Genomic DNA, 13,238 nt, shown 5'->3' with positions numbered 1-13,238 from the left:
CCTTTAACACCATATGGCATCTGAATTAGATAAAATTGACTTTAAAATTTTAAGAATTCTTCAAGAGAACGGAAGAATTACCAACTTGCTTTTATCCCAAGAAATTGGTTTATCACCTGCACCAACTTTAGAACGTGTACGCAAGCTTGAAATGGCAGGATATATTAAAAGTTATCATGCATTGGTAGACGAAGAAAAGCTGGGTTTAGGTATAAAGACCTTTATTCAGATTCAACTCGATTTTCATAAAAATAACACCATTCAGATCTTTTTGGATGAAGTAAATCAAATCAAGGAAATCACAGAGTGTCACCACGTTACTGGTCAGGCCGATTTTTTGTTAAAGGTTTATGTGAAAGACATTAAAGCTTACGAACGTTTAATCATGGATAAAATCAGTAAGATTTCTGTGGTTAAAACTTTCCAAACGATGATGATCATGTCGACCACGAAGAAGGAACCGATAGTGCCTTTAGAATATTAACCCCATTACCCCTAAAGGGGCTTTTAGGCTAGATCGTCATCGGAATGTGGCAATCTTTTGTGGGAAATAGTACGGTCGTCACCCTGAATTTATTTCAGGGTCTTTCATATTAATAAAGATGCTGAAATGAATTCAGCATGACGTGCGATTATCGGATATTATTTTATCAATAATTCCAGAAATTTCATCAGCATTTTGATAAACCATAAAGTGCGTTCCATTTTCAATCACAAAATCGGGTTGTGTGGTTTTTGAATACAAAATTTTATCATTGGTACCATGAATGTGGTAGATGTTTTTAGGTTTGATTTTATTTTCCCAGCTTAAAATACTCCCGATTGCCCATTTCAAAAAATAAGGATCTGTATCGTTTATAATTTTGCTCAACAAAGTTTTCTCACTATTGGAACGCGTACCGAAATAATAATTTTGAGTGAGCTTGTTCGAAGATTTTAAAAACTTAGCTGGGATAAATTTCAGTAGACCTAGCTTGCCTGCGAAACGATATAATGCTGGCAGATAGGTGCTTAACATGGTGCTCGAAATGATAATCGTTGCTGCAGGTTTTAATAATTTGGCCATTTCTACTGCAATCATCCCTCCAAAAGAAACGCCAACCAAAGCAAATGGTTGGCTTAAGTCAATCACCTTACTTAATCGTTCGGCGTAAGAAGCTAATGATTCATTTTCATTCGGACTAATCCAATTGATATGAATCATATTGATATTTTCATTAAGCTTCAGCTTAGAAAAAATCCTTTTATCGGCACCTAAACCGCTTATAAAGTAAGTATTCATTAGGCTGGTAAGTTCCAGTCGATAGGGCTTAAGTTGTTCTGTACTAAAAGCTGATTTGCCTTAGAGAAGTGCTTCGATCCAAAGAAGCCATTGTAGGCCGAAAATGGTGATGGATGGGCAGCCGTAAGTACATAATGCTTTTTCTGGTCAATTAAAGCCGCTTTTTGTTGCGCATATTTACCCCACAAAAGAAATACGATATGTTCGCGTTTCTGCGATAAAGCCTTAATAATTTCATCAGTGAAAATTTCCCAACCACGATTTTGATGCGAGCCTGCTTCCGAAGCACGAACAGTTAAAGTTGCGTTTAACAACAATACGCCTTGCTCTGCCCAATGTGTTAAATGTCCATGGTTTGGTGCTTTAAAACCTTCAATATCAGTTTCCAGCTCTTTATAAATATTTTTTAACGAGGGCGGAACCGCTACACCGCGTTGTACTGAAAAGGACAGACCATGCGCCTGGCCAACACCATGATAGGGATCTTGACCTAAAATCACAACCTTCACCTGGTTAAATGGTGTGGTATTTAATGAGTTGAAAATATCAGTACCTTTTGGGTAAACCGTGACTCCTTTGTTTTTCTCCTCCTGTAAAAAAGACTTAAGGCTTTTCATGTAGTCTTTTTCAAATTCTTCCTCTAAAACGGCTAACCAACCTGGTTCTAATGCTGCAGACATGTTTTTTATGTAAGATGTGTATGTAATATGGTTGATGGTTTGATAGTTTATGGTCAATGGTTTGGGTGTTCAGTTTAGACCATGGGCCATAAATTATTAAACTATGAGTCCGTAAGTATTAAGCTATCAGGTTCTGAACTCCTTGGCCATCAACCATGGGCCATTAAACCATGAACCAAAATCTTCTCAAAAAGTTTAAGATTTCTTCTTATATATCGCCAGTAAATCGCCCTCGAGTGTTGTTTTTGGTCCCTCTATAATCCTTCCCAGTTCTTTTCCTTTTTTATCAAGAACAATAAAAGTTGGTACCCTTACAATATCCAGGCCATCTAGGATGCCGTTTTCAGCCTTTTTATTTCCATCTACTGCAATAATTTCTACGTTTTTCCCTTTAAAGTGCAATGCATCTAAAATTTTAAAGAAGTTTGGCACGTTTGCTTTGCTGTCGCCGCACCAGGTGCCCAAAACAATTTTTATTTTTTCGTTTTTAACCAGTTTTTTCAGTTCGATCATGGTTGCTGCGTCCGGTACATATGCCGCATAAAGTGGATCGTACATTTCTTTAAACTCAGGAAAAGCGGTAATTCCTTCACGCGTACAGGCGTTAATCAGAATATCTTTATTGTGGACTTGATCGTGGATTTTTTTATTAACTTCCTGTGCAGAAACATTCATTGCAAGTACGATTAGGGTGATGGATAATAGGATTTTCATATTTAAGAGACGGTTTTTGTGAGCTTTTAAATTTTTAATGAAATTATTGTTTTAAAATCTAATTTCTGCCATTTAAACACGATATTTGCAAAAAAAAAATAATTAGAATAAAATTTATGCCAAATATTATCAGATTAATTGCGGGGTTTGCTTTACTGGGTGGCGCAGTAGCTTTATTTATTTTCGGCTTTTGGCCGTGGGGTATTGTTGCCATTTTATTGGGAATAATTGTGCTTGTAACTTATTTCTTTAACGAGAATATGCTTTTAGCACAATGGTTTCTTAGAAAAGATAACATGCCTAAAGCAAAAATGTTTTTAGATCGGATTACCAATTACGAAACGCAGTTGATCAAAGTTCAACATGGTTATTATAATTTATTGATCGGATTAATTGAAAGCAGAACAGCACCGATGCAAAGTGAGAAGTATTTCAAAAAATCGCTTGCATTGGGTATGCAAATGGATCATAACATTGCTTTAGCGAAATTAAGTTTAGCAGGTATTGCAATGGCTAAACGTAACAAACGCGAAGCGACCATGTATCTAGCCGAAGCTAAAAAGGCAGATAAAAATAAATTATTGGCCGATCAGATTAAACAGATGAAGGATCAGATGGGCATGATGGACAAGCAGCAGCAAGTTCGTTACAGATAAAATTTTAAAGCCATTTCTTAACCGGAATGGCTTTTTTGTTTCAGCTCAATTTTGTTTATTGAAAATTGCAGCGTATAAATTGCTATTTTTATGGATAACTAACTTTTAAATATTCATGAAAAAAGTATCTTATTTACCCATACTGGCTTCCTTAGTCATTCTAGGTGCTTGCAATAACAAAAAAGATGCTGAAGAAGGCAATGAAAGCTTTTCGACAGCTAATCCTTTTTTTAAAGCAAGCGAACTTGCCTTTCAGGCGCCTGCCTTCGACAAAATTAAAACCGGCGATTTTAAACCTGCACTGGAAGAAGGAATGAAGCAGCAGATAAACGAAATCCAGAAAATCGCTGATCAGACTGATGCACCTAGCTTTGAAAATACCATTCTGGCCATCGAAAAAAGCGGACAATTGCTGAACCGGACAAGTATGGTTTTTAACCTGCTTACAGGTGCCAATACCAATCCCGAATTGCAAAAGGTTAAAGAAGAGGAAGCTCCTAAATTAACTGCAAACACCGATGCCATTTATTTAAATACCAAACTTTTTAACCGGGTAGCAATCCTTTATAAAAAGAAGGATCAGCTGAAACTGGATCCTGAATCGTTGCGCTTACTAGAGTCTTATTACCAAAAATTTGAATTGGCAGGAGCAAAGCTATCTGATGCTGACAAAGACAAGCTTAAAGAACTGAATAAAGAAGAAGCTACTTTGGGTGCAAAGTTTACCGCACAGTTACAGGCAGCGGGTAAAGGTTTAAAAAATACTACCCAACAGCCCGAATTGCAATCAATGGCCGATCGTGCCAAGCGAGAAGAACTTTTTAACAAATCATGGAACAGGGCTGAAAAAGGYGATGCAAATGATACCCGTAAAATAATTTCAAGAATTGCGCAGATCCGTTCTGCTCAGGCTGCATTGCTTGGCTTTAAAAATTATGCGGCTTGGAAATTACAAAATCAGATGGCTAAAACACCCGAAGCAGTTGAAGATTTTTTTAGTAAAGTTATTCCGGCTGCTACCGCTAAAGCAAAAAGTGAAGCGGCAGATATACAAGCTGTAATCGATCAGCAAAAAGGTGGCTTTAAATTAGCCCCCTGGGATTGGGACTATTATGCCGAACAAGTTCGCAAAGCAAAATTCGATTTAGATGAAAACGAGGTTAAGCCCTATTTCGAGTTAAATAAAGTACTCATCAATGGTGTTTTTTATGCTGCAACACAACTTTACGGCATTACTTTTAAAGAACGTAAAGATTTACCTGTTTACCAGGAAGATGTTCGTGTTTTTGATGTGATAGACAAAGACGGGAAACAGCTAGGTCTGTTTTATTGTGATTACTATAAGCGTGATAATAAGGATGGTGGCGCCTGGATGGATAATCTTGTTCCCCAATCTAAGCTATTCGGCACGATACCGGTTATTTATAATGTCTGCAATTTTACCAAACCCGAAACCGGAAAACCAGCATTAATTAGTTTTGATGATGTTACAACCATGTTCCATGAATTTGGACACGGTTTACATGGTCTGTTTGCCAACCAGCAATATCCCAGTCTTTCGGGTACAAGTGTAGCCCGCGATTATGTAGAATTTCCTTCCCAGTTTAATGAACATTGGGCTTCCGATCCAAAAATACTGAAGAATTATGCCCTTCACTATCAAACCGGAGCACAGATGCCACAGACTTTGTTAGATAAAATTAAAAAGGCGAGTTCGTTTAACCAGGGTTATATGTTTACTGAAGCATTGGCAGCAGCCGATCTGGATATGCAGTGGCACACGATTTCTCCGGGTTCACCATTAGAGGATGTTGACAAATTTGAAGCCGAGGCTTTAAAGAAAACCAATCTAAATTTATCGTATGTGCCGCCACGTTACCGCTCCAGCTATTTTCTGCATATCTGGAGTAATGGCTACGCCGCAGGTTATTACGCCTATAGCTGGACTTCTATGCTTGAAAATGATGCCTTTTCTTGGTTTCAGGAAAATGGGGGACTGACCAGGGCAAATGGTCAGCGTTTTAGGGATATGATTCTGTCCAAAGGAAATACCGAAGATCTTGGCAAAATGTTTTTTAATTTCAGGGGACATAATCCTGATATTAAACCAATGCTTAAAAAACGCGGATTGTTGTAAAACAAAATTATAGTACAAAGGACAGTTAACAATTGGCCTTTGTACTATAATCAATAACGGGTCGAGGATGGCGGTGCTGTAGTTATGGTACCATTTTTCTTTAAATTCCATCTCTGCCGATGAACCTTTCTTTACCCAAAAGAAACTGAATAGCCTTTTTTACATTACGGTTCACCGATTCTTCCGTTTTAAGGTTGGCAATATAACGTATAATTTCCTTCTGTAAATGGGGGGCAAGGCCATCAAATACATCCTTAGCTTGTTTATTTTCTACTAAAGCCTGTTCTAACTTAGGATTTATCCTTATTGTTCGTTCTTCAGCATCAAATTCAATTTCGAAGCTTGCAGTATCTCCAACATCTTTGCCTGCCGCTTTTCGCATCGGCGTATTCAGGTACAAACGCCAATCACCCGCATATTTTACCAAAGTTTGTTTAAACTCATGCCCATCGATTTTCATTGTTATTGGAAGCTGACCCTTGTCTTTTCCTGCTTGATGGAAAACATAGGTTAATACTTCTTCTGGTACAAATACAAAAGGATTAATGCCTATAATATTAATTTTGGYAAAAAATGCCCCGGGTTTTTTATTATCCATTAATTAAAGATATTGTCTTTGATTAAAACTCCATAATTTTTGGTCAATAAATCAGACGGTATGCGTTCTGTCTAACGCCATTCGCCAATCGCTCTTCGCAAAAAATCAAAACCAAACACTATTTTTCATTGTAGTTTATATAAAAATCTAATACTATGGCAACATCACAAGAAGGGAGTACCAACAATACTCAGGAAGAAAATAATATTAAAGATTTGGGCGGTAAAGCAGCCATCGAAAAACTGAAAACATTAACCGAAAAGGCCGAAAGCTGTTTTTTCTGTACCAATATTAAAACTGGTGTACCCTTGTCGGTAAGGCCAATGGCTATTCAGCAAGTGGATGATGAGGGGAATATATGGTTTATGAGCATGAAAGACAGTCACAAAAATGATGAGATTTCAACTGATCCCTTTACTCATTTGTTGTTTCAGGCCGGAGCGCACTCGGGTTTTGTAAATATTTATGGAATTTCTGAAATCAGCAGGGATCAGGCTAAAATCGACGAGCTTTGGAGCCCGTTTATCAAAACATGGTTTCAAGGAGGGAAAGACGATCCTGATATTACCTTAATCAAGGTTATCCCTTCGGAGGGATACTATTGGGATACCAAACACGGCACTGCCGTTGCATTTTTAAAGATGGCAGCGTCGGTAATTACTGGAAAAACAATGGATGATTCTGTAGAGGGAACTTTGGAGGTTGATTAAGTTTTTCGTCATGCTGAATTTATTTCAGCATCTTATAGACCCTGAAATAAATTCAGGGTGACGGTCGTATTTTATTTATCTCCTAAATAATCAAATCCTTCAAACTCTTCTCTTTGAGCTCTTTTGCTTAAGATATCTTCTTCTTCGGCTTGTACTCTTGAGAAGAATAAGGCTTCGGCCTGGATTCTTTTTATTAATTGACGTACCAGCGTTAAATCAAAAGCATCTTTGCTTAATTTAATGCAGTATTCTCTTTCGTTGATTTCTAAACTTGACGTATTCATATCGCAATGATTTTAATTATCGATTGCTGTAAATATAGAAAAGGCTTGCTAAACAATTGTTAGCAAGCCTTTTAAGTTTATGTTATGTTTTTGTTAAAATCAAATCCAGAATTCCCTTTTTTGGGTCTCAGATTGATTATTTATGAGATAAGAATAAGCCTTCGTCTGTTTTGGCAACTTTTAAAATTCCTTTTCCTGTTAAAGCTTTTAAGGTTGTATCCCATTTTTTATTACTCCAATCGGCAAGTTTTCCTTTTACTTCAGTTAACAGATATTGTTCGCCTTCCGAAACCAATGAATACAATTCTGTTTCTTCAGGTGTCATTTCTATTTTCTTTTTCTCAGGACGCATCTGCGGGAAGAATAAAACTTCCTGGATGGTACTTTGGTTGGTCATTAACATCACCAAACGATCAATACCAATGCCCAAACCTGAAGTAGGCGGCATACCATATTCTAATGCACGTACGAAATCATCATCCATGGCCATGGCCTCGTCATCACCGCGGGCAGCTAACTTTAACTGATCTTCTAAACGCTCTTTTTGGTCAATAGGATCGTTTAATTCTGAATAAGCATTTGCAATCTCTTTACCATTAACAAATAGCTCAAAACGCTCTACCAAACCGTCTGCCGTACGGTGCTTTTTAGCAAGCGGTGTCATTTCGATCGGGTAGTCGGTAATGTAGGTTGGCTGAATTAAATTCGCTTCAACTTTAGCGCCGAAAATTTCATCAATTAATTTACCGCGGCCCATCGTATCATCGGTTTCGATGCCTAAATCTTTACAAGTCTGTGCAATTTCTTCCTCTGTCATCGCCGAAACATCAATTCCGGTATATTTTTGGATCGACTCGTACATGGTTAATTTTTCGTACGGTCCTTCAAAATTAATTTCGTTGGCACCAACTTTAACTACACTTGCACCAGTTGTTGCAATAGCTACTTTTTCTAAACATTCTTCAACCATTGCCATCATCCAGATATAATCTTTATAGGCAACGTAAATTTCCATTGAAGTAAATTCAGGGTTATGCGTACGGTCCATCCCTTCGTTACGGAACATTTTACCGAATTCATATACACCATCAAAACCTGCAACGATTAATCTTTTTAAATATAACTCATTTGCAATACGCAAATAAAGCGGCATATCTAAAGTATTATGGTGTGTGGCAAAAGGACGCGCAGCAGCACCGCCATGAATAGGCTGGAGGATAGGCGTTTCTACTTCCATCCAACCCTGGTTATCAAAATAATTGCGCATGGTATTAATCACCTTGCTACGTTTAATGAAAATCTGTTTAAAATCAGGATTTACCGTTAAATCTACATAACGCATGCGGTAACGCAATTCAGGATTGGTAAATCCATCATAAACATTACCTTCATCATCGCGTTTAACGATTGGTAGGGGACGTAGTGACTTAGAAAGCACCTTAAATTCAGTAACATGTACAGAAATTTCTCCTGTTTGCGTTGTGAATACATATCCTTTAACCCCAATGAAATCGCCAATATCTAAAAGTTTTTTAAATACTGTGTTATATAAGGTTTTATCATCACCAGGACAAAGTTCGTCGCGCTTTAAGTAGATCTGAATTCGGCCGGTAGAATCCTGTAACTCCGTAAAAGAGGCAGCACCCATAATATTGCGGCTCATAATTCTACCTGCTAATACTACGGTCTTGTATGCTGTCTTATCTACTTCATAATTAGCTAATATATCTGCTGCATATGCATTTACTTCATACGCTTCTGCAGGATAAGGCTCAATGCCTAATGCGCGTAATTGAATTAGCTATCCACTTAAAACAGATGGTTGCAAAGATAAGAAAGCTATCGTAATTACTAAATGCTTTATAGATATAACATCGCATTTTAGCATGTTAAAAGCCAAGTGGATAAAAATTGATGCGCAGAAACTTTACCAGCAGTATTTATTCCATATCAATTAACGGATCCCAGAATACCTTTTTAAGATTTTGAACTTTCAGGTTTTTAATTTCAACGCCTTCTCGTTCGAGGAGTTCCTGTCTTTTAGCTGTAGATGATGGATCGCCGCTGAGCAAGCCGTTGCTGCTGATTACCCTATAATAAGGAACAGGAGGCTGTGCTGATCCGCAAGCACCAATGGCTCTGGCTACCATTCTCGACAGATTAGGTGCACCAATGGCTTTTGCAATTGCTCCGTATGAAGTTACCCTTCCTTTGGGTATTTCTCTGGTTAAATCCCAAACCTGTTCAAAAAATAAATCGTGTCTCATCGTTCTGGCAAATGAGACATAAAGCTATTAAATATATCTGTTTCATAATTCGTGATTGAGAATTTATTTTATTAAGGACTTCCTATAATTTCATTGGTCTAATTAGCAACTTCATGGTCAGACCCCCTTCAGAAGTTTTTAAGTATTTCATCGGGTAAATTTTTCAGCGATATGAATTTAATGTTTTACAGATGTTATATTTGTTTGGATGTGAATAGCCATTTAAAAAACGATGCCCGATATAAAACAAATACCACCTTCTAGTTTTGAGTTTTTAAGGTTGTTAAAAAATAACAACGAACGTGAGTGGTTTAATGACCATAAAACAGCTTACCAGAAAGAACATGCATATATAGAATCTTTTGCACAGGATTTATTAGATCTTATGAATATCCATGATGTAATTGAAACACCATCGGGAAAGAAAAGTTTATACCGGATATATCGGGATACCCGCTTCTCAAATGATAAAACACCTTATAAAACACATTGGAGTGGAAGTTTTAAACGGGCAGGTAAACAAAGAAGGGGAGGTTATTATTTTCATATCGAACCAGGTAATAGTTTTGTGGCTGGTGGTTTTTTCGGGCCTTCTCCTCAAGATTTGAAATTGATAAGAGAAAATATAGCTTTTGATGCCGAGCCCCTGAGAGCAATATTAAGTGATAAAACTTTTATTGCTTCCTTCGAGACTTTGAAAGGCGAACAATTAAAAACTGCTCCAAAGGGTTTTGATGGAGATCACCAGGATATCGATCTGTTACGTTATAAACAATTTTTGTTAGTTCATCAATTTACCGATCAGGAAGTTTTAAGTACAGATTACTTAAGATATTGTAATCAGGAATTTAAAAATATGCGTCCTTTCTTTGATTACATGAGCGAAATATTAACAACCGATGCAAATGGAATGGATCTGTAGCTGATTTTTACGATTGCCGCAAAAAATTAAAGGGTCATCATACTAATTTTGTAATGATGACCCTTTTTAATTATGATTCAGCTTCTATACCTTCCTCATACATTTCGTTAATGGCTTCGGCATATTTTTTTTCTACAATCCGGCGTTTAACTTTCATGGTAGGGGTAATTTCTCCTTCATCTATATTGAAGGGATTACGCTTGATCTTAAAGTTTTTAATGCGCTCAAATTTGGCCAGCTCATTCGAGATTTTTTTAATATCCTGTTCCATCCAATCTATAATTTCCTGATCGCGGATAAAAGGATCAGCCTCTTCAAAAAACGATGGTTTGAGTTTAAAGGTCTCTTCTAAAGTTTCTTTGTTCGGGATAATAATTGCTGTAATAAACTCACGTTTATCTCCGATTAAAAAAAGCTGATCAATTTTTGGGCTTTTCAGGTAAATGTTTTCTACCGGGGTAGGGTAAACATTTTTGCCATAAGCATTTACGATCATGTTTTTTAAACGGTCGGTGATCTGTAAATTACCTTTATAAAAACGGCCAATATCTCCGGTATGGAACCACATGTCTTTATCTATCGCTTCGGCTGTTTCTGCTGGTTTGTTAAAGTAACCTTTCATTACACAGTGACCGCGTACAATTACTTCACCTTCGGCGCATTCAAATTCTTCGTTAAAAGTATTGTGTGTCTGGATACTGAGCATTTCTTTAGTTTCGACATCTTGTATACCCACTTCAATTCCTGGAATTACGCGGCCAACAGTGCCATAAACCTGCCTGTGGTATTCGGTAACCGACATTACGGGCGAAGTTTCTGTTAAGCCAAATCCTTCTAATATCTTAATGCCCAGATCGCCAAAAAATTCACCCACATTTTTAGGTAGGGCGGCACCGCCCGAAATCATAAACTTTAAACGGCCACCTGTTTTTTCTTTGATTTTACTAAAAACCAGTTTCTCTGCTATTCCCTTTTTGGCTGATAAAATGAAGCCTGGATTTTTGCCAGCTTCTTTAGCTAAACGATATTTGTTACCAGTTTCTAAGGCCCAGGTAAATATTTTTGCTTTTGTACCTCCACCAGCAGTTCCTCCTTTTATCGCTTTATCGTGTATGCGTTCTAAAAGGCGCGGAACGCAGCTCATTACGGTAGGACGAACTTCGCCCATATTTTTGGCCAATAGCTCTAAACTTTGGGCAAATGCAATTTTACAGCCTTGTGCGCAACAAACATGGTAGGTTGCTGTACGCTCGAATACGTGCGATAGCGGTAGAAAAGAAAGAAAAGTTTCCGTTTGATCGATCACAGGGATCTGTTGCAAGCAAACCTCCACATTCTTAACAAAGTTATAATGGGTAAGCATTACACCTTTTGGGGTTCCTGTTGTTCCCGAGGTGTAAATTAAAGAGGAAACATCGTCAGGTAAAACCAAACTTCTGCATTGGTCAATGTCAGCCCTTTCGGCAGCCGTAACCTGATGTTTAAGCGCCAGGATATCAGAAAAGGCAATAACTTCTACATGTACGTCAGTAGGAATGGTAACTTTTTCAAAATCTTTAAAGGCAGGAATAATATATTTTAACTGTTTGCAATTGGCTGCTACCTTTAATACTTTACGGTATAAAAAGTTATTCCCAATAAGAATAGCTTTTATGCCAGAATCGTTAATGATATAAGCTACTTCCTGTTCAGAAAGTGTAGGGTAAATGGATACATTAATTACACCAATCTGTTTATGGATGTTTTTTACAACATTCCGCAACAAGGTTGGAACAGTTGAAAATTCGTTTATTAATGGCATGCTCGTATTGGTTCGCTAATTATAATTAACAATTATAAGGCTTTTTGGTTTAAAAATACAAAAGGGCCCCGAAATTTTCGGGGCCCCTTAAATAATATGTTTTATAAGATTTTAAACAGAGAAGCTTTCGCCACAGCCACAGCTACGGCTGGCATTTGGGTTTATAAAATTAAAACCTTTTCCATTTAAACCGTCAGTGAAGTCGAGTTCAGTTCCAGCCAAATAAAGGAATGATTTCATATCCAAAGCAATTTTGATTCCTCTGTCCTCAAAAAACTGATCGCCTTTTTGTTCTTCGTTATCAAAATCTAAATTGTATGATAAGCCCGAACAGCCACCACCTTTTACCGAAACACGTAAAAAGTAATCAGAACCCATTTCCGAATCCTGCATTAAGTGGGTGATTTTTTCTTTTGCTTTATCTGTTATTGTGATCATAGTATCGAGTATTTAGTATCTAGTATCAAGATTGAATTATTATAGTCTTGATACTAGATACTTATGTCTTGTTACTTATTAATGGTGCGATTTTTCCAATACAATTGCTTCTAAACCATTTTTAACGCGATAATCGTTAATAGCCGATTTAATTGCATCTTCTGCCAAAACTGAGCAGTGAATTTTTACTGGAGGTAAAGCCAATTCTTCAACAATATCCATGTTATCGATAGATAAAGCCTCATCAATTGTTTTTCCTTTTAACCATTCGGTAGCTAAAGAAGAAGAAGCAATAGCCGAACCACAACCAAATGTTTTAAATTTAGCATCTGTGATTACGTTATCTTCTCCAACTTCAATCTGTAAACGCATTACATCGCCGCACTCAGGTGCACCAACTAATCCTGTTCCTACAAATTTGCTGTCTTTATTTAATGTACCTACGTTACGTGGGTTATTGTAATGGTCAATTACTTTTTCTGAATATGCCATGATTTTATTTTTTTATCTCCTTACGGAGCAAATTTTTAATTAATTTTCAGTTTGGCGATTTGCGTAAAGCGTTTGGCGATTAACCTTCTACCTTAAGCCTTTCAGCCCTCTACCTTTCTTAGTGTTCCGCCCACTCAATTTTACTCAAGTCAATTCCTTCTTTAAACATTTCCCAAAGTGGAGAAAGTTCTCTTAAGTGATTAACCGCTTTTTGAGTCACTTCAATAGCCTGATCGATTTCTGCTTCAGTTGTAAAC

At 37.2% G+C, this 13,238-nt stretch carries 15 protein-coding genes and 1 pseudogene; 5 read left to right on the top strand and 11 right to left on the bottom strand.

The window, feature by feature from the left end:
- The first annotated feature begins 13 nt into the window (after window positions 1-13).
- Window positions 14-484: an Lrp/AsnC family transcriptional regulator gene (locus AC1DND_RS11210; protein ID WP_025142637.1), complete on the top strand. Its 471-nt coding sequence runs from the start codon at window positions 14-16 to the stop codon at window positions 482-484.
- A gap of 132 nt (window positions 485-616) precedes the next feature.
- On the opposite strand, the gene AC1DND_RS11205 is transcribed toward AC1DND_RS11210, so the two are convergent.
- The 3 genes from AC1DND_RS11205 to AC1DND_RS11195 all read right to left on the bottom strand — a co-directional run bounded on the left by AC1DND_RS11205 (window position 617) and on the right by AC1DND_RS11195 (window position 2,676).
- On the bottom strand, window positions 617-1,282 hold the full coding sequence (locus AC1DND_RS11205; RefSeq protein WP_477581643.1) for an alpha/beta hydrolase: 666 nt from the start codon (window positions 1,280-1,282) through the stop codon (window positions 617-619).
- On the bottom strand, window positions 1,282-1,962 hold the full coding sequence (ung, locus tag AC1DND_RS11200; protein WP_477581641.1) for a uracil-DNA glycosylase: 681 nt from the start codon (window positions 1,960-1,962) through the stop codon (window positions 1,282-1,284). Before ung ends, AC1DND_RS11205 begins: the two co-directional genes overlap by 1 nt.
- A 195-nt stretch (window positions 1,963-2,157) precedes the next feature.
- The gene (locus AC1DND_RS11195; protein WP_477581639.1) at window positions 2,158-2,676 is read right to left on the bottom strand and encodes a thioredoxin family protein; all 519 of its coding nucleotides are present in this window, start codon (window positions 2,674-2,676) and stop codon (window positions 2,158-2,160) included.
- A gap of 116 nt (window positions 2,677-2,792) precedes the next feature.
- Between AC1DND_RS11195 and AC1DND_RS11190 the strand changes: the two genes are divergently transcribed.
- Together AC1DND_RS11190 and AC1DND_RS11185 are read left to right on the top strand one after the other, a co-directional pair.
- Window positions 2,793-3,332, top strand: a complete 540-nt coding sequence (locus tag AC1DND_RS11190; protein WP_029280631.1) for a DUF2892 domain-containing protein — start codon at window positions 2,793-2,795, stop codon at window positions 3,330-3,332.
- 115 nt (window positions 3,333-3,447) lie between these two features.
- Window positions 3,448-5,469: a M3 family metallopeptidase gene (locus tag AC1DND_RS11185; RefSeq protein ID WP_477581637.1), complete on the top strand. Its 2,022-nt coding sequence runs from the start codon at window positions 3,448-3,450 to the stop codon at window positions 5,467-5,469.
- A gap of 100 nt (window positions 5,470-5,569) precedes the next feature.
- Here the strand turns inward: AC1DND_RS11185 and AC1DND_RS11180 are convergent, their stop codons facing one another.
- Entirely contained in the window at window positions 5,570-6,067 is a 498-nt protein-coding gene (locus AC1DND_RS11180; RefSeq protein WP_477581635.1) for a YdeI/OmpD-associated family protein, read from the bottom strand.
- Between the two features lie 155 nt (window positions 6,068-6,222).
- Here AC1DND_RS11180 and AC1DND_RS11175 point away from each other — a divergent pair, with 155 nt between their 5' ends.
- On the top strand, window positions 6,223-6,777 hold the full coding sequence (locus AC1DND_RS11175) for a pyridoxamine 5'-phosphate oxidase family protein (RefSeq protein ID WP_477581633.1): 555 nt from the start codon (window positions 6,223-6,225) through the stop codon (window positions 6,775-6,777).
- Between the two features lie 71 nt (window positions 6,778-6,848).
- On the opposite strand, the gene AC1DND_RS11170 is transcribed toward AC1DND_RS11175, so the two are convergent.
- The 3 genes from AC1DND_RS11170 to AC1DND_RS11160 all read right to left on the bottom strand — a co-directional run bounded on the left by AC1DND_RS11170 (window position 6,849) and on the right by AC1DND_RS11160 (window position 9,328).
- The gene (locus AC1DND_RS11170; RefSeq protein ID WP_029275714.1) at window positions 6,849-7,061 is read right to left on the bottom strand and encodes a hypothetical protein; all 213 of its coding nucleotides are present in this window, start codon (window positions 7,059-7,061) and stop codon (window positions 6,849-6,851) included.
- Between the two features lie 136 nt (window positions 7,062-7,197).
- Window positions 7,198-8,859, bottom strand: coding sequence for a lysine--tRNA ligase (lysS, locus tag AC1DND_RS11165; protein ID WP_477581645.1), 1,662 nt, complete (start codon window positions 8,857-8,859; stop codon window positions 7,198-7,200).
- 142 nt (window positions 8,860-9,001) lie between these two features.
- A complete protein-coding gene (locus tag AC1DND_RS11160) occupies window positions 9,002-9,328 on the bottom strand; it encodes an MGMT family protein (protein WP_477581631.1) in 327 nt (108 codons plus the stop codon).
- A gap of 232 nt (window positions 9,329-9,560) precedes the next feature.
- Here AC1DND_RS11160 and AC1DND_RS11155 point away from each other — a divergent pair, with 232 nt between their 5' ends.
- Window positions 9,561-10,250 carry a DUF2461 domain-containing protein gene (locus tag AC1DND_RS11155; RefSeq protein WP_477581629.1) on the top strand — a complete coding sequence of 230 codons (690 nt, stop codon included), beginning with the start codon at window positions 9,561-9,563 and terminating at the stop codon, window positions 10,248-10,250.
- Between the two features lie 70 nt (window positions 10,251-10,320).
- On the opposite strand, the gene AC1DND_RS11150 is transcribed toward AC1DND_RS11155, so the two are convergent.
- From AC1DND_RS11150 to AC1DND_RS11135, 4 genes and pseudogenes are all read right to left on the bottom strand, one after another.
- Window positions 10,321-12,051 (bottom strand): AMP-dependent synthetase/ligase, encoded by a 1,731-nt coding sequence (locus AC1DND_RS11150; protein ID WP_477581627.1) that lies wholly within the window; start codon window positions 12,049-12,051, stop codon window positions 10,321-10,323.
- A 111-nt stretch (window positions 12,052-12,162) separates the two neighbouring features.
- Entirely contained in the window at window positions 12,163-12,489 is a 327-nt protein-coding gene (locus AC1DND_RS11145) for a HesB/IscA family protein (protein WP_025142623.1), read from the bottom strand.
- A 78-nt stretch (window positions 12,490-12,567) separates the two neighbouring features.
- Entirely contained in the window at window positions 12,568-12,981 is a 414-nt protein-coding gene (gene iscU, locus AC1DND_RS11140; protein WP_025142622.1) for a Fe-S cluster assembly scaffold IscU, read from the bottom strand.
- Window positions 12,982-13,099: 118 nt separating this feature from the next.
- A pseudogene (locus AC1DND_RS11135) lies at window positions 13,100-13,238 on the bottom strand (IscS subfamily cysteine desulfurase); the annotation flags it as partial.

It is taken from the genome of Pedobacter sp. 01N416, assembly GCF_056399685.1.
This window is presented reverse-complemented; position numbering and strand designations above follow the sequence as displayed.

Bases quoted from the DNA above. Each gene is read 5' to 3' on its own strand.
- AC1DND_RS11160 (WP_477581631.1), bottom strand. From the start codon at position 9,328: ATGAGACACGATTTATTTTTTGAACAGGTTTGGGATTTAACCAGAGAA.
- AC1DND_RS11205 (WP_477581643.1), bottom strand. From the start codon at position 1,282: ATGAATACTTACTTTATAAGCGGTTTAGGTGCCGATAAAAGGATTTTT.
- AC1DND_RS11195 (WP_477581639.1), bottom strand. From the start codon at position 2,676: ATGAAAATCCTATTATCCATCACCCTAATCGTACTTGCAATGAATGTT.
- iscU (WP_025142622.1), bottom strand. From the start codon at position 12,981: ATGGCATATTCAGAAAAAGTAATTGACCATTACAATAACCCACGTAAC.
- AC1DND_RS11175 (WP_477581633.1), top strand. From the start codon at position 6,223: ATGGCAACATCACAAGAAGGGAGTACCAACAATACTCAGGAAGAAAAT.
- AC1DND_RS11190 (WP_029280631.1), top strand. From the start codon at position 2,793: ATGCCAAATATTATCAGATTAATTGCGGGGTTTGCTTTACTGGGTGGC.
- AC1DND_RS11170 (WP_029275714.1), bottom strand. From the start codon at position 7,061: ATGAATACGTCAAGTTTAGAAATCAACGAAAGAGAATACTGCATTAAA.
- AC1DND_RS11155 (WP_477581629.1), top strand. From the start codon at position 9,561: ATGCCCGATATAAAACAAATACCACCTTCTAGTTTTGAGTTTTTAAGG.
- AC1DND_RS11150 (WP_477581627.1), bottom strand. From the start codon at position 12,051: ATGCCATTAATAAACGAATTTTCAACTGTTCCAACCTTGTTGCGGAAT.
- AC1DND_RS11145 (WP_025142623.1), bottom strand. From the start codon at position 12,489: ATGATCACAATAACAGATAAAGCAAAAGAAAAAATCACCCACTTAATG.
- AC1DND_RS11210 (WP_025142637.1), top strand. From the start codon at position 14: ATGGCATCTGAATTAGATAAAATTGACTTTAAAATTTTAAGAATTCTT.
- ung (WP_477581641.1), bottom strand. From the start codon at position 1,962: ATGTCTGCAGCATTAGAACCAGGTTGGTTAGCCGTTTTAGAGGAAGAA.